Consider the following 17,728-nt stretch of genomic DNA (forward strand, 5'->3'; position numbering starts at 1 on the left):
TGAGAGTGGAGAAAGGAGCAGGCATGGCCCCACAGCAGCGACGCGCGCGGTCCCGACGGTTGGCCGTCGTCGCGGCAGCGGTCGCGGCGTCGGCCGCGCTGGCGTCCGGACCTGGATTCGCCGCGGGTGCGGGGGTGGTGCGGGTAGCCGATCCTCCCGCTCCCACCCCCACCGTCCCGGCGGCCGCGGTGACCCTCCCCGCACCCGTCCCCGCACCCGCCGCGCCCGTCCCGGTCGTACCCGCCCCGAGTGCCACACCGGCACCGGTGATCCCCGTGACGCCGGTCGTCCCCGTGACGCCGGTGGTCCCCGAGGCGTCGGTGACCCCGACGGAGAGCGTCACCCCGTCGACCCCGACCACCCCGTCGACCCCGACCACTCCGACCACCCCGACCACTCCGTCCGCGAAGGACGCCCCCGCCTTCGGCGCCTACCTCGACTACGGCGCCCGGGGCGTGGCCCGGATCGCCGAGCTCAGCGAGTGGCTGGGCGGCGCGGAGCTGCGCGTCGGCCACACCTACCTGCCCGGCGACCGGTGGCACAACATCGAGGGCCCGCCCGGCTTCCTCGACGTGTGGGCGGACTGGAGGCTGGAGAAGGACGACCGCATGCTCGTCCTCAACGTGCCCATGATGGAGCGCAACGAGGAGGGGGTGTCCGACGACGAGGTGCGCGGGCTGCTGCGGCAGGGTGCGGCCGGGGAGTTCGATCACCACTTCAGGGCTCTCGCCGAGCGGCTGGTCGCGCTGAAGGTGCCGGACACGGTGATTGTGCTCGGCTGGGAGATGAACGGCATCACGTACACCCATCGGTGCGGGCCGGACCCGGAGGCCTGGAAGAAGTACTGGAACAGGATCGTCTCCACCATGCGCTCGGTGCCGGGCCAGAAATTCAGGTTCGACTTCACGCCGACCCGCGGCAAGGACGCCGTTCCGTGGACCGAGTGCTATCCGGGGGACGACACGGTCGACATCCTCGGAATGGATTCCTACGACCAGCCGACCGGCCTGTCCTTCGACGAGCAGGTGAAGGAACCCTACGGGCTCCAGGCACACGTGGACTTCGCCAAAAGCCATGGCAAGCCCATTTCCTATCCCGAATGGGGACTCTTTCGCAACGGTGACAACGCCGAATACATGCGGCTCATGCTCGCCTGGATGGACGAGCACAAACCGCTGTACAACACGGTGACCGACTACTGCCCGCACGGTGTGTGGCAGTGCGGGCAGAACCCGCAGTCGTCCGCCGTATACCGCTCGCTGCTGTCCGGCCGCACCGACGAGCCGAGCACGCCGCCGACGAGTCCGGCGCCCTCCGTCGAACCCTCCGTGGAGCCGTCGCCCCCGGCGCCCTCGACGGATCCCACGACCGAGCCCTCCACCCAACCCACGGCGAACTGCACACCGATGGACCTCGGAGACTGGGTCGAGTACTGGATCGGCGGCAAGCTGTGCTTCCGACTGGACTGGTGGTCGAACGACGAGTGAACCGCGATGCGGTGGCGGCAGGCCCGCGTCAGGACCTGCCGCCACCGTCACGCTCCCTCCGCTGCTCCAGCCGGAGCAACAACTCCTTGCCCCGCCGTCGCGCGGCCACGTCGCACACGACCGCCGACAGCAGCGGAGCGGTGCGCCGGCGGGCCAGCAGCAGCCGCTGGTTGACGACCGGTTCGGGCCGCCAGTGGTGCTTGTAGGGCTCGTTGCCGCGCAGCAGGCTGAGCGCGGCGCGGCCCCCGTTCCGGGTGTGCTCGGCGCACGCGTCGAGCAGCATCACCGCCACATCCGCCTTGCGTTCGCGCAGCTGGGGATGGGCGCCGTAGAGGTAGCCCCCGGCCAGCCGTCGCGACAGCAGGGTCAGATCGACGGCCACCACGTCGTCGTCGAGCCGGAACTCGGTGACCACCGCGTCCCCGGAGCGCACCATCGGCCCGACCGACCGCACCAGGTGCTCGCAGAACCGCGCCCGCAGGTGCTCGCCCGTCACCTTCCGCCCCTGCCACTGCAACTGGTGCAGTTCCAGCAGCCGGCGCAGCGCCGAGTCGACCCCGTCCGGGCACACGACCTGACGCTCGACGCCCAGCGCGGTCAGCTTGCGCAGCTTGGCGCGCACCCGCTGGGCCTTCGCCGACGGCAGCCGGGCCACCAGCTCGTCCATGGGCACGGCGGGCAGCTCCAGGCACACCGAGTCGTTCACCCGTCGCCTGGGGCCGTGCCAGCGCTCGTAGACCTGCTCCACCGCCCCGCCCGGCCGCACCTCGCGGAAGTCGATCAGCGCGGTGCGGGCGGCCGCCGCGAGGCCCTCGGTGAGCGCGGCGACGGCCCGCTCGCCCTGGTCGTCGTCGACGAGGACGTCCCCGTAGTCGGAGATCGCCCCACCGAGCGGTACGAGCGCCGGCAGCGGTCGGCGTACGGCCATCAGCGGGGCCGCGGCGACGAGTTCACCGCCGTTACGGACCAGCAGCAGACGCAGCCGGCCGCGCCTGCCGTACGACAGCCACCACGAGTGGAGCCAGGCGTGGCTCTGGAACGGGGTGGCGCTCGCGCACCGCTGGTACAGCCGGCCCCAGGCGGGGGCGAGGGCGGCGAAGGCCTCTTCGTCGGTGACGAGTTCGGTCGTGAACGTCGGCTTCACAGCGCTCCGTGGGCGTCGGCGGCGAGGGCCGGGCCGGGGACGGCGGCGGGGCGCGCGGCCTCCTCCTCCCGGCCCCGCTTCGGCCGTACCAGCAGCAGCAGCCCGCCGAGCAGGCCGCCCGCGCTCGCCCCCACCAGACCCGTCACCGCCGGGGACACCGAGGAGGGGCCGGTCGGCCGGATCGCGCGGGCGAACTGCTGGAGTTCGATGTTGGTGGCGGCCCGGGAGCTCTTGGCGTGCTGGGTCAGCGAGCGGGAGACCGCGTTGGCCATGTCGGCGGCCAGGTCGGCCCGGGAGGAGGTCGCCGTGATCGAGACCATCGGGGCGTCCGGCGAGGTCGCCGTCTGCACGCTCTGCTGGAGCGTCTTCACCGGCACACCGGCCCACACCTGCGCGTCCCCGAGCACCGCCAGCTGGGTGGCGACCCGGCCGTAGGCCTGCGCGAAGCCGAGCGCGGACGCCGGGTCGGACTTCTCGGTGGGGACGGCGACCACGTAGGCGGTGGCCGTGTACGTGGGCGGCTCGAGGACGCCGTACGTGCCGCCGAGCAGTCCGCCGGCGACGGCGCCGACCGCGAGCAGGGACCAGGGCGGGAGCGCCTTGGCGCGGCGCAGGGCGGCAGGACGGCGGGGATTCTCGGTCATGGGGAATTGACTTCCTGGGGTGTCGGGGTGGCGGGGGAGAGCAGGGGCGGTCCGGAAACGGTGGCCGCGTACACGTCCATGAGCTGGGCGGCGCTGCGGGTGATGTCGTAGTGGCGGGCGGCTTCGGCGGCGGTGCGCGGGCCCGGGGTACGCGCGCGTGCCTCGGTCAGCGCGCGGACGAAGGCCTCGGTGCCGCCGGTCACCCGGCGGGCGCCCGCCGCACCGGCGGGCAGCTGCTCGATCGCCGGGCAGGAGGCGTAGAGCACGGGCAGGCCGCAGGCCAGCGCCTCGACGACGGCCAGACCGAAGGTCTCCTCGGGGGACGGGGAGACGAACAGGTCCATGGCGGAGGTGAGGGAGGGCAGATCGGGGCCGGGTGTGCCGTCGGGGACACAGGGGCGTTCACCGGTGAACAGGACCCGGTCGGCGACCCCCGCCTCGTGGGCGGTGCGGCGCAGCACGTTCTCCTCGGGGCCGCCGCCTACCAGCAGCAGCCAGTGGTCGGCGGGGAGCCGGGCGAGGGCGCGGATGACGACGTCGAAGCGTTTGGCGGCCGTGAGCCGTCCGACGCCGCCGACGACATAGGCGTGGTCGGGCAGGCCGAGGCGGCGGCGGGTGTGCCGGCGGGCGTCCGGGTCGAAGCGGAAGCGGGCCAGGTCGATGCCGTTGGGGACGACCTCGATCCGGGGGGCGGGCACCCCCCAGCCGCGCAGGCGGTCGGCGACCGTGGGGGAGACGGCGACCGTGGTGCGGCCCAGCCGCTCGCTGGCGAGGTAGAGCGCACGGACCCCGGAGGTCAGTTTCCGCCCCTCCATCTGCGAGTCGCCCAGGGAATGCTCGGTGGCGACGACCGCGCGGACCCCGGCGAGCCGCGCGGCCAGCCGGCCGTACACGCAGGCCCGGTAGAGATGGGTGTGGACGAGGTCGTAGCCGCCGGAGCGGATGATCCGGACCAGGCGGGGCAGCGCGGCCAGGTCGCGGTTGCCGGCCATGCCGAGGTGGACGACCCGGACCCCGTCCTCGGCCAGCCCGTCGGCCACCGTCCCCGGGTTCGTCAGCGTCACCACCTCGCACTCGACCGGCAGGTGCCGCAGCAGCAGCCGCAGTTGCTGCTCGGCACCCCCGACACCGAGCCCCGTGATGATGTGCAGCGCCTTCACCGCAGCCCCTCGACGGGCCGTCGGCGCAGCCGGTGCAGCCGGTACTTCAGATGCATGCGGAGGAAGTTGTCGCCCTGCCCGATGTGCAGACGGGGAAGGGCGTGGAGGCCGTTCAGCGCGCCGGGGTCGATCGCGCAGGCGTAGCTGTAACCGGCTGCGCGTACGGCGTCCATGGCGCGCCGGTCGATCGTCCCGTACGGGTAGCAGAAGCCGTCGACCTCGGTGCCCAGCAACGCGACGAGGGCCGCGCGGCTCTCGACGGTCTCCTTCTTCAGGGTGAGGTCGTCGGCCTTGGTCAGGTCGACGTGGGTGAGGCCGTGCGAGCCGATCTCGACGCCCTCGTAGGCCGCGCGACAGATGCCGTCGGCGGTCAGCAGCGGCTTGCGCGGGCCCAGCGGGTCCCAGGCGTTGTCGCCGCCGAGCCGGCCGGGCAGCACGAACAGGGTGGCCGTGCAGCGGTGGCGGCGCAGCACGGGCAGCGCCTCGGTGAGGAAGTCGGCGTAGCCGTCGTCGAAGGTGAGACCGACCAGGTTGCGGCCTTCGCCCCGGGCACGGGCGGCGAGCAGTTTCGCCATGGAGACGCCGCGCAGCTCGCGCCGGCGCAGCCACATCAGCTGCTTCTCCAGCCGCTCGGGGGTGACGGTGATGCGGTAGGGATCCTCGGAGCAGTCCCCCACGGAGTGGTACATCGCCACCCACGGGACGGGAGTGCGTCTGCTGTTGTCAGGAGCGGACATGGGAGAACCTTCGGGTCGCGGAACGTACGGAACGGAGTGCGGAGGCGATGCCCTGGGAGCCCAGGGCACGGCCGAGCAGCAGGAAGACGACGGTCACGGTGAGCCCCCCGGCGGCCAGGCCGGACAGGGGGTCGGTGAACCGCCCGGCGGCGAACGCCCCCGCCAGGGTGGCCACCAGGGCCGCCCGCACCGGCCGGCTCAGTTCGCGCAGCACGCCCCGGACATCGACCGGAACGCTGCGCGGACCCATCCCGGCCAGCAGGACGAGGGCGGTGACGGTGATGCCGATCGCGTTGGCGGCGGCGATCCCGTACACGCCCCAGAAGCCGACGCTCAGCGCGCCGATCCAGGTGGTCACGACGATCCCCGAGGCCATCGCGCCGACCGGGTACCAGGAGCCGCGGCCCGCCGAGAAGTACGAGCGGACCAGCACGCCCACCAGGGTCTGGCCGAGCAGCCCGAGCGCGTACACCCGCATCACGCCCGCCGTCGCGGCCGTGTCCTTCGCGGTGAACGCGCCCCGCTGGAAGAGCAGTTCGATGATCTGCGGCGAGCAGGCCAGCACGGCGGCCGTGCCGAGCAGCACGACACACGCGGCGAGCGCCAGATCCCGCTCCACCCGTGAGCGGGCCCGCTCGGTGTCCCCCTCGGCCAGCGCCCGCGCGACCACCGGGAAGGTGACCGTGCACACCATCACCGACAGGATCATCGGCATCTGCGCGACCTTCTGCGCGTAGTTCAGGTGCGAGATGGCCCCGGCCGGCAGCTGTGAGGCGAGGAAGCGCTCGATGAGGACCTGGGACTGCCGGCACAGCGCGAACAGGAGCACGGTCGTCAGGAGCAGGGTGTCGAGGGGCCGGGGCTCCTCCTGAGCGGAGGCCTCCTCGGTCGCCCCGCGCTTCCTCAGCTGCCTCCACAGGGAGGGCAGCTGGACGAGGACCATCAGCAGCCCGCCGACCGCGACCCCGGCCGCCGCCGAGCGCACCCCCCAGCGCCCCCCGAGCACGAACATCCCGGTGATGATGCCGACGTTGTAGGCGACGTAGATCGCCGCGGGCGCTCCGTACCGCCGGTGCGCGCGCAGGGCGGCGCTGCAGTACCCGGCGAGCCCGAAGCTCACCACACAGGTGGCGGTGAGCCGGGTGCAGTCGACGGCGAGCGCGGGGTCGGGCAGGCCCGGGGCGAGGACCTCGACCAGCTGCGGCGCCAGGCCGATGAACAGGGCGCCCACCGCGACGAAGGCCAGCGACAGACGGGGCAGCGTGCCGGCGACCAGGGCGCGGACCGGGTCGCCGGGGGCGCCCTGGGAGCGGCGGGCGAGCGCCATGCTGAACGCCGGGATCAGGGCGAACGCCAGTCCGTCCTCGATGAGCAGCGTGGCCGCGAACTCGGGCACGGTCCACGCCACGAGGAAGGCGTCGGTTTCGCTGCCCGCCCCGAACAGCCGGGCCAGCGCCTGGTCGCGCACCAGCCCGAGCAGGGCCCCGGCGACGGAGAGGACGGCGGTGACGAACGTGGCCTTGGCGAGGAACCGACGGGAGATCAGGGGGAGTCCGCCGCCCTCCCGCCCGCTGCTTTCCTGCCCGTCGGCCGCCGCCTCGGCGGTCGTTCCGGCGGCGTCGTCGGCCGTCTCCCCGGACCGGTCGGCGGACCGCGCCGACGGCACGGAAGCGGGACCGTCCGTGCGAGGCGTCCGGGGAGGCGTGACCGTCATCGTGCGAGCGCCTCCTCGCGGCCGCTGCCGCCGACCAGCGCCCACCAGGCCACGGCCCCGAAGACGACGGCGGTCAGCACGGTGGACGGACCGCCGATGTCGGCGTACGTGAAGTCCACGAGCTGCCAGATCAGCAGGCCGCAGGCGACGAGCGCACAGTCGAGGCCGGGTCCGGAGCGCCGGACCCGGAACCAGCCGCGCAGCCCGCACGCCAGCATCGCCAGCCAGCCGCCCGCGAGGGTGAGCAGCCCGATCAGGCCCTGCTCGCTGAGGACCAGCAGGTACATGTTGTGCGGGGAGAGCAGGGGCTGCTTGACGAACCCGGAGCCCGCGCCGTCGGTGTCGCTGCCGGAGGACAGGGCGAGGGAGGCGTGGCCGTCGCGTTGCTCGGGGAAGCCCTTCAACCCGACGCCGGTCAGCGGCTGGTCGCGCCACATGCCGACCGCGGCCGCCCACATCGTGTACCGGTCGGTGACCGACTGGTCGGGCGCGTCCCTGATCTGCGTGATGCTGTTGACGCGCTCCTGGAGCATCGCCGAGCCGACCCCGAAACCGCCCACCAGGATCACCCCGGCCGCGGCCGCCACCGCGCCCACCTTCAGCGCCCGCCGCGGCCCGGCGAGGGCCAGTTGGATCGCGCAGGTCAGCACGGTCGCGATCCACGCGCCCCGGCTGAAGGAGAGCGCCAGCGGCACCAGCAGGGCGAGCGCCGAGCAGGCGGCGATCACCCGCTGCCGTACCGGGGTCCGGCCGAGCGCCAGCCCGACGGCGCAGATCAGGCCGAACGCCACCACGGTCGCCATGCCCATCACGTCCTGCGGCCCGAAGGTGCCGACCGCCCGGATGTTCTCGCCCTGGTAGGAGGCGCCGGTCCCGGTGACGAACTGATGGACGCCGACCGCCCCCTGCCATCCCGCAAGCCCGACGAACGACCAGGCCAGCACCCGGAAGTCGGCCCGGTCGCGGACGAGGAGGACGACGGCCGCCGGGACGAGCACGAAGATCTGGAGGTAGCGGCCCAGACCGGAGAGCCCCGCCCCCGGCGAGGACGCGCCCATCGCGGCGAGCGCGAGCCCGACCACCGGCAGTCCGAGGACCAGGGCGGCGGTGAGGGACAGCGGGCGCCGCCGCTGCCGCAGCAGCCGGACCGCGCAGAACAGCACGACCAGCGCGGACAGCGCGTCGGCCGGTCCGGCGCCGCCCTCGCCGCCGGGGCCGATCGGCAGGCCGAGCAGGGCGACCACGGCGACCACGGGCAGGACCGGTGACAGCGTCCGGGCGCGGGGCAGGGGCAGGGCGAGGGTCATCGGCGGTTCAGCTCCCGGTCGGTCGCACGAGGGCGGCCGCGGTGCGCAGCAGGATGCAGATGTCCTGCCACAGCGACCAGTTGTCGATGTACGCGTTGTCGAAGCGGGCCCGGTCCTCGATCGAGGTGTCGCCGCGCAGCCCCTGGACCTGAGCGAGGCCGGTGATGCCGGTCTGCATCCGGTGGCGGGCCGCGTAGCCGGGGTAGGTCTGGCTGAACTGGCCGACGAAATAAGGGCGTTCGGGGCGCGGGCCGACCAGGCTCATGTCGCCGCACAGGACGTTCCACAGCTGGAGCAGCTCGTCCAGCGAGGTCTGGCGCAGGAAGCGGCAGAAGGGGTTCATCTGCCGTTCGCCGGCCACGCTCCACCGGGTCGCGGCCTCGTGCTCGTCGACCGGGCGGTGGGTGCGGAACTTCAGCAGCGTGAAGGGCCGGCCGTCCTTGCCGATGCGCTCCTGCCGGAAGACGACCCCCGGCCCGTCGGTCAGCCGCAGCACCACCGCGCACACCGCCAGCAGCGGGCTCAGCAGCAGGAGCAGCGCCCCGGAGACCGCGATGTCCAGCAGCCGCTTGCCGAGGCTGCCCCGGCGCCGGGTTCCCAAGTCGAGACGTCGGCAGGAGAACCCGGCGAGCTGTTCGCGGCTCGCGTACGAGGGGGTGTCGGCGTCGACCTCCCACACCGTGCAGCCCGACTCGGCGAGCGCCCGCAGCAGCGGGCCCTGCACGGTACGTACGGCGGGGTGGACGCACAGGACGTCCCGGACGCCGTTCTGGATGAGGGCCCGCTGCACCTCCTGACCCGTGGTCAGCACGGGCAGTCCGTCGGCGCCGTCCGGCTGCTCGGCCACGATGCCCACCGGATGCACCCCCGACCTGGGGTGCCGCAGCACGGCGGTGGCCACCCGCTGCGCGGTCGCGGCGGGACCGATGACGAGCGCGGCGTGCGGGCGGCGCAGCAGTGCCCGGCGGTGCCGCAGGTGCACCACCGCGCGGCCCGCGCAACCGGCCGCGGCCTGCGCCGCGAACCCGAGGAGCAGCGTGCGGGCCGACAGCGCGTGGGCCGGGTTCCACGCCGCGACGAGCGTGCCCAGCGTCAGCCAGGCGACCGCGATCCGGCCGCAGACGGCGGGCAGTTCGTCGAGCACCCCCACGACCGGACGCGGTCGCTGCGGGCGCAGCAGTATCGTCGCCGCCACCAGCAGGGCCACCAGCAGCGGCCGGCGCTGCGCCCCGGTCAGTGCGAGCGCTCCCACGAACGTGGCGAGGCCGTCGGTGAACAGCAGCGGCACCGGCGACGCGGGCCGCGCCGGGGGCCGTCGGGTGGGGAACCGGAATCCCGCTCCGCTCTCCCGTCGCGGAATGACCGAGACGGGCGAGTACCCGGGCTGCGCGCCGGGAGAGGGGACGGTGCTTTCCGCAGTCACGAGTGGATGGACTCCCTGCACTCGGTGGGCGCGACGCGCGCCCGGTGGGTGGTCGTGAGCAACTCGCGGTACACGCCCGCCACCGCCTCGGCCGTGCGCCGCACGTCGTGCGTGGACAGGACGTGCCGGCGTCCCTGGTGGCCGAGCGACTCGCGCAGCAGCGGGTCGAGCAGCAGCCCGGCGACGGCGCCGGCCAGCGCCGCCGGGTTCTCGGCGGGCACCAGACAGCGGGGCGCGAGCGCGGCCGGCAGGGCCTCCCGGGCGCCGTCCACGTCGGTCACCACCACGGGCCGCCCGCAGGCCAGCGCCTCCAGGGGGGCCAGTGCCATGCCCTCCCAGCGCGAGGGCAGCACGACCAGGTCGGCGGACTGGTACCAGGGCACGGCATCGGCGACGGCCCCGGCGAACAGCACCGACTCCGGCGCGTGGGACCGCAGCCGCTCCCCGTCCGGGCCGTCGCCGACCAGGACCAGCCGGGCGCCGGGCACCTTGCGCGCGATGTCCGTCCACGCCGCCAGCAGGACGTCCTGCGCCTTCTGCCGGCACAGCCGCCCCACGCACACCACCAGCGGTGTGGCCGGGTCGAGTTCGGGCAGTAGGGAGGCCCGTACGGTGTCGACGGAGGCCGGGTGGAAGCGCTCGGGATCGATGCCGTTGGGGATGACGCTGACCCGTCCGCCGATCCGGGCGCGCAGGCCGGTGGTGTGCTCCGCCTCGCTCACACACACCAGCCGGTCCGCCCAACGGGCGCCGAACCGCTCCCAGGTGAGCGCCAGGGTCGCGGTGACCCCGCCGACCGCCTCGAAGGACCAGGCGTGCGGCTGGAACACGGTCGGGATCCGCCCGCGCACCGCGAGCCTCCCGGCCAGCCCGGCCTTGGCGCTGTGCGCGTGCACCAGGTCGGGGCGTACCTCGTCGAGCAGGCGTACGAGCCGTCGCACCTCACCGGGGAGCGAGGGTCCCGGCGACCGGGTCGCCGCCCACTGCCGTACGTCCGCTCCCAGGGACCGCAGGTCCCCGGCGAGCCGGCCGGCCGGGCAGGCCACGGTGACGTGCAGGCCGGCCGCGAGCTGGGCCCGCGTCAGATCCGTCACGACCCGGGCGACCCCGCCGTCCACGGGCTGGGTGAGATGCAGGACCCGGGTTCCGGCGTCGGGTTCTGGCTGGTGCATGGCGCGGTTTCCTCGCTCACGGTGGCGCTCGGGACGGGCGGGAACGCGCCTACTGCTTCTTCCGTGTGTCGACGGCGACGAAGAGCGCCCCGGCCCACGCCGCGTCCCGGTGGGAAACGAGCCGGACGGCCAGCTGGTCACCGCCGCGCCGCAAACCGCCGCTCAGATCGAACACATCGGAGTCGTAGCCGAGGGTGTTGACGTACGCCGGTACACGCGCCGCCGGAGCCTCCCCCGGCTCGCTGATCGTGGAGTTCAACACATCGTCAGATGGGTTGACCGGATCGGTGAGCGCGGCGGGCGTTCGGTCACCGGTGGAGAACATGAGCGAATCACCCGTTCGGCCGCGGTCGCCGTCGTACGCCACGAGCCCGGCCCGGCCGCCCGCGCCCCGCGGGACGGCGAGCCCGCGCAGTCGGATCTCCTTGCCCGCGGGGGAGTCGAGAGTGTCGAAGCCGTCCCAGAGGGACAGGTCACGCAGCGGCTCCGTCGGGTTCTCGTACGCCACGACCAGCGTCCAGCCGCCCCACGCGCCGGCCGCCGAGCGGCCCATGGCCACGTTGATCTGGGCGACCGTGTACAGGCCCTGGCCGCTCGCGCGCACCAGCTTCGTGACGTCCGCGGAGGCCTGGAAGGCGTCGGCGCCCTGGGCCACCCGGTGGCCGACGACCGTGTCCGCGAGCACCGCCTTGTACTCACCGCCGGGCTCGGCGATCAGCACCCGCCCGTTGTCCTTCGGCGGCTTCTGCTCGCCGACGCGCAGGTTGCCGCCCCAGTACAGCCGCGCGTACGACACCCGCGCGCCCTGCGGGAGCCGGACCTCGGCGCGGGAGGAGTTGTAGGTGTTCGGGTCGCGGTCCACGTCGACGTAGAACATGTCGAAGGCGTTGTTGACGGCCGCCCCGCCCTGGCGCACCGCGGGGCAGGCGGGCGCCGCCTTGCCGGTGGGCGTGGTGGTGGTGCGGCAGCTGATGGCAGCGTTGGCCGCGCGGACGATTCCGCCGTGCTGTGTCGCGTGGTAGCGCTGTGTGAAGGCGAGTTGCTGTGCCTCCGAGGCGGGCGGTGCGCCGGCTGCCCGGGCACCGCCGGGTGCCCAGAGGGCGGTGAGGGCGAGAACGCCGACTGTCGCGCGGCGTACCAGCGGACCCAGGGAATTACGCATGACCGGCGGTGCCCTTTCGTGCGATTTGCTTGCTATAGGCGTGGGTCGGATGGGGCGCAACTCTAGCCGCTGTCCGGATTAATCCGTCGAAACCGGACAAGTGTGTCGGAATGGTGAAGCCGGGCTTCGGTGACATCACTCATTTGGCGGCACAACCCCTGCGAGCCCAGCGCGTTGACTTCAGCGCCGGGCATCCCCGCCCAGGTGTTTGTGTCAAAACCCCAAGGAGCACCTCTCCATGTCGCGTATCGCGAAGGGCCTGGTCCTTACCTCCGTTGCCGCCGCGGCCGTCGCCGGCGCCTCCGGCATCGCCGCCGCCGACAGTGGCGCGAACGGCATCGCCGAGCACTCCCCGGGCGTGCTGTCGGGCAACGTCGTCCAGGTTCCCGTGCACATCCCGGTCAACGTCTGCGGCAACACGATCAACGTGATCGGCCTGCTGAACCCGGCGTTCGGCAACACCTGCATCAACGACTGACGTCTCCTCGCCCTTCGAGGTCACGACACGTCATTCGCCGAACGGCCGCCCTCCCGCCAGGAGGGCGGCCGTTCGCGTTGCCGCGGGTGCCGACGGCGGCGCTGCCCCGAATGGGGGGATGTGACCCCGACACGCTCGACGGACCTTGACAGGCCTCCCCACCAGGGGTGATGCGGACGGGGCGGGGAACTGATCGTCACTCAGCGAAAGCGTGCTGTTGCGGAGAGCGACGACCGTTTGCACGGTGGATCACGAGAGACCCGACGCAAACGAAAGGATTCCCCATGCGTGGCCTGCCCGTACGGCGTATCGCTTCCACCGCACTCTGCGCCTCCCTCGTCCTCGGCATCGCCGCCCCCGCCGCCATGGCGGCCGACGGAGCCGCCTCCCGTGAGCGCAACGCCGCGGCGTCGAACGCGCCCGTAGCCGGCACCGACGCGCTGCTCGCCCAGGCCCAGGGCCTCGGCGAGCTCGGCACTGTCATCACCCCGGTGGCCAACCTGCTCAACACCGTCCTCAAGGCCGAGGACGGTCAGCTCACCGCCGACCAGGCGACCGAACTCGGCGACGCCGTCAAGGCCGCCGTCGCCAAGATGACGACGGCGACCCCGGCGACCCCGGCGACCCCCGCGACCCCCGCGACTCCGGAGACCCCGGCGACCCCGGCCGACCCGGAGGCGGAGCTGCCCGCCAACCCCGCCGACCCGGCTGCCGCGGTTCCGGCCAAGCCCGAGGCGCCGGCCGACCCGGCTGCCGCGGTTCCGGCCAAGCCCGAGGCGCCCGCCGACCCGGCGGTCGTGCTCCCGGCCAAGCCCGAGGTGCCCGCCGACGCGGCGGTCGTGCTCCCGGCGAAGCCCGCCGACCCGGCCGCGGCGCTGCCGGTCAAGCCCGTGCTGAGCAAGGGCGCTGACCACGCCAAGGCGAAGGCCGCCGCAGACCCGGTGTCCGACGCCGTCGCCGCGCTGGACAAGGCGGTCGCCGCCCTTCTCGCGGCCGCGACGTCACTCGACGTCAGCCAGGTCGCCCCGGCGGTGACCGGCGTGGTGTCCGGCCTGCTCGACCTGATCAGCGCGACGCTGGGCGGGGCCGGCCTGACCCTGCCCGCCCTGCCCGCGGAGGCGCCGGCACCGGCGCCGGCTCTGCCGGCTCTGCCCGCCGAGGCGCAGGCGCCGGCCCTGCCGGAGGCGCCCGCCCTGCCGACCACCTGACGGTCGCTCCCCGATTTCCGCACCCCGGCGTTCATGCCGGGGTGCGGAAATCTTCTGCGCACACGGTTTCCGCATTCGGCGGGGCTCGTTAGGCACGGCGCCAGAATTTCCCTGGTGACTTGAGTCGCCGATTCGCCCAGTGGTCGAGTCGCCGAGTCGCCGAAGAAAGGAATCCGATGAAGTCCCTGAAGGCTGCCGCTGTCGTTGCCGGATCCATGGTCCTCGCCGGTGCCGCCGCGCCCGCGTTCGCGACCCCCGCCGACCTCACGCCCACCAGCCTCAACGGTGCCGTGGACACCCTCGCCAGGGGGCCCATCAACCTGGAGGACGCGATGCCGGTCCAGCACCAGTCGGACGCGCTCGACACCGAGAACAAGGACTCCGTGCTCAGTACCGTCAAGGGTGCGACGGGTGCCCTCAACACCCACAACGCCCTCCTCGGCGGGCTGCCGCTCCAGGGCTGAGACGCCTTTCCCGAAAGGGCCGGTCCCGTCACCGACGGGAGCGGCCCTCGGTGCTGTTCGAGGCGGGTCGAGCGGCGCGTCCCTCGTTCGTGTGGAGCAACGCACCGGCGTCCTCCGGTCGAGTGAGAACACGTCCGAACGCCCCCCGACCCGCCGATAAGGTCGCGCGGTGACCTCAACCCCAAGCGCAACCCGCCCCTTCCGTGTGGCCGACCTGGGCACCCTCGTCGTGATGCCGTGGAGCGGTGAGGCCCCCGACGGCAGCGACATGCCCTACCTCCTCGCCTACTCCCTCGGTGACACCGCGGAGGGCCCCGAGGGGACCGCCGTCGCCGTCGCGCGCCTGCTCACCGACAACGGCATGCCCATTGGCGGGGACGTCGTCGACGGCACCGAGCGGCCCAGCCTGCCGTTCACCCTGCTCGTCGAGTCGGGCGCGGCCATCCTGAACATGCCGAGCCTGAACGCCCAGTGCCTGCCGCCGCCGGAGTGGCTCGCGGCCGTCGAGCAGCGTGGTTACGCCTACCTCGTCCTCACCACCCGGGCCTGGCCGGAGGCCACACCCGGCCGGGCCGTCACGCCCGAGGAGCTGGCCGCGTTCGCGGGCGCCTATGAGACCCTGACGGCCGCGGCGCACATCGTCCTGCCCGCTCGCAGGCTGCGCGGTTGATGCGGCGGCCGCACCCGGCGCCCGCGGGCGGCGGCCGCGCGTACGCCCTGCTGCTCGTCCTCACCGGTGCGGCCGGGCTGCTGGCCGCCTGGGTCATCACCCTCGACAAGTTCAAGCTGCTGGAGGACCCCGGCTTCACGCCCGGGTGCAGCCTGAACCCGGTCGTCTCCTGCGGCAGCGTCATGACGAGCGACCAGGCCTCGGCGTTCGGCTTCCCCAATCCGATGCTGGGCCTGGTCGCCTACGGGATCGTCGTGTGCGTCGGCGTGAGCCTGCTGGCCGGCGCCGTCTTCCCGCGCTGGTACTGGCTGACCTTCACCGGCGGCTGTCTGTTCGGCGTCGGGTTCGTGTCCTGGCTGCAGTTCGAGTCCCTGTACCGGATCAACGCGCTGTGTCTGTGGTGCTGTCTGGCGTGGGTCGCCACGATCCTCATGTTCTGGTACGTCGTCTCGTTCGACGTACGTCACGCGTTCCTGCCCGCCCCGGCCGGGGTGCGCGACTTCCTCGCCGAATTCCCCTGGGTGCCGCCGCTGCTGCACATCGGGGTGATCGGCATGCTGATCCTGACCCGATGGTGGGATTTCTGGACGAGCTGACCATCGTTCCGTCGTACCGATACGGCCTGGCGTCGTAGGACCTCGCCGCGGTGTGTCTTTAGCACTATTGCGGCACTCGGGGGAATTGTGAACTGATGCCGATTTCCTGCTCGTTACCCGGTACGGACGCAACGCCCCCCACTCCTCCGAAAGGGCCCGTACCCGAGATGAAGTCGACCACCCGAGGAACCCTCGCCGCAGTCATCACGTGTGTGGCGGCCGCCGCAGGTGCCGCCGCCGCCGTGACCCCCGCCGCCGCGATCGGCACGGTGCCCGTTCCCGTACCGCTCGACGGCGTCGAGAAGTCCCTCAACGTGGAACTGCCCACGATCGGCGGCGAGATCCCCCTGCCGACGCCGGGTGCGCCCGAGGGGCCGCGTTTCGTCGAGGGCCGGCTCATCCCGGAGAGGGTCGTTCCGCAGCTGCCGGTCGCCGCGGGGCTGCCCGGAGTGGGGCTGCGCGCACCCCTGCCGGAGATCCTGGGCAACGACTTCAACCACCTCGGCCTCGACGCCCCGGCCTCCGACCTGCGCACGCTGAGCCCGGGGCTGACCCTGGACGCCCCGCTGACCGCGCCCAACCCCGACCGCTTCGGCCTGCCGGACCTCCAGCTGCCCCAGGCCGGAGTGCTCACCCCGATGCTCCAGGCGGTGCCCGGCGCGGACCTCGGTGTGGGCGAGGGGCTCTAGCTCCCCGGCGGACGAACCGCCACGAACGAACCGTCACGAACGAACCGTCACGAACCACGGGCCCGGACGCCGTCGTCCGGGCCCGTCGCCGTGTCCGGATCCGGCTCCCCCGGCGGATCGTTCGGGCTGTGGGCGGTGACCAGGAGGGCCATCGGGCGGTTACCCCGTTACAGAAACCCGCTACGGACAACCGGACCGGATCAGCGAACCGGGCCGGTGCACCGGACGAGGAGCACACCATGGTCGTCAGCGTCGACGGAGCACCCGTGACCGTAGTGCCGGTGGGCCCGGGCAGACCCGGCACGGCGCACGGCGCACGGCGACGGGACCTGCTGCGCGGGCTGCTCGGCGCCGCCGCGGCCCTCGCGATCGTCCCCGTCGTCACCGGCTCCCGGCCCTCGCGGCAGGCGGACGGCGGCCCCGCGGACACCTTCGACGAGACCTACCGGGGCCGGCACATCCACGGCGTCCTCGCCCCGACGGGACACGCGCCCGCGACGGACGTCCGGTGGGACGTCACGGTCGACGGTCGGCCCCTGCACCTCATGCGCCGCGCCGACGGCACCTGGCTGAGCATGGTCGACCACTACAGCTCGTACGCCACCCCCCTGGAGGCGGTCCGTGCCGCCGTGGACGGACTCGGTCCGGGGGAGCGGCTGCGCGAGGCGGATCCAGCACACCATCACCCGCACATGGGGGGACACCATGGCCTACACGCGTAAGGACGTCAGCACACTCACCGGCGCCGAACGGCGGCGCTTCGTGAGGGCGCTGCTGGAGATCAAACGGACGGGCGAGTACGACGAGTTCGTCCGCATGCACATCGACTACTACGTATCCGACGGCGACGGCGGTCTGCGGACGGCCCACATGGCGCCCTCCTTCCTGCCCTGGCACCGCAGGTTCCTGCTGGACCTCGAGCAGGCGCTGCGCCGGGTCGACTCCTCCGTGACGGTGCCCTACTGGGACTGGACGCGCGACCGCACCGCGACCGCCGCGCCCTGGACCAAGGACCTCCTCGGCGGCAACGGACGGCGCTCCGACCACCAGGTGACGACCGGGGCGTTCGCCTACGCCACCGGCGACTGGACCATCAAGGAGAACGTGACCGACGGGGAGTTCCTCACCCGGGACCTCGGCCGCGCCGCCGACCCGATCAGCCTGCCCACCCGCCGCGACCTGGACGCGGCGCTTCAGGACCCCGTCTACGACACCGAGCCCTGGGACTCGACGGTCACCCGGGGCTTCCGCAACAAGCTGGAGGGGTGGGGCGCCGGCTCGGGCAGCGCCGCCTGGCGCAACCACAACCGGGTGCACCGGTGGGTCGGCGGGGTGATGCTCGGCGGCGCCTCGGTCAACGACCCGGTCTTCTGGCTGCACCACGCCTTCGTCGACCTGTTGTGGACCCGCTGGCAGAGCAGGCACCGCGAACACCGCTACCTGCCCGCCGAACCGCCGGGGCCGACCAACGGCCAGTACCGCCGGGTCGTCGCCCGGCAGGAGAAGCTGCCCCCGTGGGACGTGACCCCCGACCAGTTGGAGGACGCGTCCCGGATCTACCGGTACGCGTGAACGGGTCGCGGTGAACCGACGAGGTGAATCCGACGAGGTGAACCCGACACGGTGAACCAGACACCGTGAACCCGACACGGTGAACCGTTCGCGGACAGGGG

Annotated in this window: 18 protein-coding genes; 9 read left to right on the forward strand and 9 right to left on the reverse strand. The window is 73.2% G+C overall.

The features are described from left to right. Positions 1–23: 23 nt before the first annotated feature. The gene (locus tag ACIRPU_RS01065; protein WP_403859942.1) at positions 24–1,487 is read left to right on the forward strand and encodes a glycoside hydrolase family 26 protein; all 1,464 of its coding nucleotides are present in this window, start codon (positions 24–26) and stop codon (positions 1,485–1,487) included. Positions 1,488–1,515: 28 nt separating this feature from the next. On the opposite strand, the gene ACIRPU_RS01070 is transcribed toward ACIRPU_RS01065, so the two are convergent. From ACIRPU_RS01070 to ACIRPU_RS01110, 9 genes are read right to left on the reverse strand one after another with little or no spacing between them, the layout of a single operon-like run. Continuing rightward, positions 1,516–2,631: a GNAT family N-acetyltransferase gene (locus ACIRPU_RS01070; protein ID WP_403859945.1), complete on the reverse strand. Its 1,116-nt coding sequence runs from the start codon at positions 2,629–2,631 to the stop codon at positions 1,516–1,518. Next, the gene (locus ACIRPU_RS01075; RefSeq protein ID WP_403859948.1) at positions 2,628–3,275 is read right to left on the reverse strand and encodes a lipopolysaccharide biosynthesis protein; all 648 of its coding nucleotides are present in this window, start codon (positions 3,273–3,275) and stop codon (positions 2,628–2,630) included. Before ACIRPU_RS01075 ends, ACIRPU_RS01070 begins: the two co-directional genes overlap by 4 nt. Then, positions 3,272–4,435 (reverse strand): glycosyltransferase, encoded by a 1,164-nt coding sequence (locus tag ACIRPU_RS01080; protein WP_403859951.1) that lies wholly within the window; start codon positions 4,433–4,435, stop codon positions 3,272–3,274. Before ACIRPU_RS01080 ends, ACIRPU_RS01075 begins: the two co-directional genes overlap by 4 nt. Next, complete coding sequence (locus ACIRPU_RS01085; protein WP_403859954.1) at positions 4,432–5,172, reverse strand: polysaccharide deacetylase family protein; 741 nt, start codon at positions 5,170–5,172, stop codon at positions 4,432–4,434. The genes ACIRPU_RS01080 and ACIRPU_RS01085 overlap by 4 nt, the downstream gene beginning before the upstream one ends. Beyond that, positions 5,159–6,886, reverse strand: coding sequence for a murein biosynthesis integral membrane protein MurJ (gene murJ / locus ACIRPU_RS01090; RefSeq protein WP_403859957.1), 1,728 nt, complete (start codon positions 6,884–6,886; stop codon positions 5,159–5,161). The genes ACIRPU_RS01085 and murJ overlap by 14 nt, the downstream gene beginning before the upstream one ends. Further along, positions 6,883–8,193 carry an O-antigen ligase family protein gene (locus ACIRPU_RS01095; protein WP_403859960.1) on the reverse strand — a complete coding sequence of 437 codons (1,311 nt, stop codon included), beginning with the start codon at positions 8,191–8,193 and terminating at the stop codon, positions 6,883–6,885. The genes murJ and ACIRPU_RS01095 overlap by 4 nt, the downstream gene beginning before the upstream one ends. Before the next feature lie 7 nt (positions 8,194–8,200). Next, on the reverse strand, positions 8,201–9,616 hold the full coding sequence (locus ACIRPU_RS01100) for an exopolysaccharide biosynthesis polyprenyl glycosylphosphotransferase (RefSeq protein ID WP_403859963.1): 1,416 nt from the start codon (positions 9,614–9,616) through the stop codon (positions 8,201–8,203). Then, on the reverse strand, positions 9,613–10,788 hold the full coding sequence (locus tag ACIRPU_RS01105) for a glycosyltransferase (protein WP_403859966.1): 1,176 nt from the start codon (positions 10,786–10,788) through the stop codon (positions 9,613–9,615). Before ACIRPU_RS01105 ends, ACIRPU_RS01100 begins: the two co-directional genes overlap by 4 nt. Before the next feature lie 49 nt (positions 10,789–10,837). Further along, positions 10,838–11,950 carry a DUF3344 domain-containing protein gene (locus ACIRPU_RS01110; protein WP_403859969.1) on the reverse strand — a complete coding sequence of 371 codons (1,113 nt, stop codon included), beginning with the start codon at positions 11,948–11,950 and terminating at the stop codon, positions 10,838–10,840. 238 nt (positions 11,951–12,188) lie between these two features. On the opposite strand from ACIRPU_RS01110, the gene chpG reads away from it, so the two are divergent. The 8 genes from chpG (at position 12,189) to ACIRPU_RS01150 (ending at position 17,627) form a co-directional block, all read left to right on the forward strand. After that, positions 12,189–12,428: a chaplin ChpG gene (chpG, locus tag ACIRPU_RS01115; RefSeq protein WP_062648359.1), complete on the forward strand. Its 240-nt coding sequence runs from the start codon at positions 12,189–12,191 to the stop codon at positions 12,426–12,428. A 284-nt stretch (positions 12,429–12,712) separates the two neighbouring features. Next, positions 12,713–13,636, forward strand: a complete 924-nt coding sequence (locus tag ACIRPU_RS01120; protein ID WP_403859973.1) for a hypothetical protein — start codon at positions 12,713–12,715, stop codon at positions 13,634–13,636. 176 nt (positions 13,637–13,812) lie between these two features. Beyond that, positions 13,813–14,100, forward strand: a complete 288-nt coding sequence (locus ACIRPU_RS01125) for a hypothetical protein (RefSeq protein WP_389497780.1) — start codon at positions 13,813–13,815, stop codon at positions 14,098–14,100. Between the two features lie 169 nt (positions 14,101–14,269). Beyond that, a complete protein-coding gene (locus ACIRPU_RS01130; protein ID WP_403859977.1) occupies positions 14,270–14,770 on the forward strand; it encodes a DUF5949 family protein in 501 nt (166 codons plus the stop codon). Next, entirely contained in the window at positions 14,770–15,366 is a 597-nt protein-coding gene (locus ACIRPU_RS01135) for a vitamin K epoxide reductase family protein (protein WP_403859980.1), read from the forward strand. Before ACIRPU_RS01130 ends, ACIRPU_RS01135 begins: the two co-directional genes overlap by 1 nt. Before the next feature lie 167 nt (positions 15,367–15,533). Further along, positions 15,534–16,055 (forward strand): hypothetical protein, encoded by a 522-nt coding sequence (locus tag ACIRPU_RS01140; protein ID WP_384114334.1) that lies wholly within the window; start codon positions 15,534–15,536, stop codon positions 16,053–16,055. 239 nt (positions 16,056–16,294) lie between these two features. Further along, entirely contained in the window at positions 16,295–16,777 is a 483-nt protein-coding gene (locus ACIRPU_RS01145) for a tyrosinase family oxidase copper chaperone (protein WP_403859983.1), read from the forward strand. Further along, positions 16,761–17,627: a tyrosinase family protein gene (locus ACIRPU_RS01150; RefSeq protein ID WP_403859986.1), complete on the forward strand. Its 867-nt coding sequence runs from the start codon at positions 16,761–16,763 to the stop codon at positions 17,625–17,627. The genes ACIRPU_RS01145 and ACIRPU_RS01150 overlap by 17 nt, the downstream gene beginning before the upstream one ends. Positions 17,628–17,728 lie beyond the last annotated feature (101 nt).

Origin of the sequence: Streptomyces sp. NPDC102259 (assembly GCF_044766465.1) — a bacterium.
GTDB lineage: Bacteria > Actinomycetota > Actinomycetes > Streptomycetales > Streptomycetaceae > Streptomyces.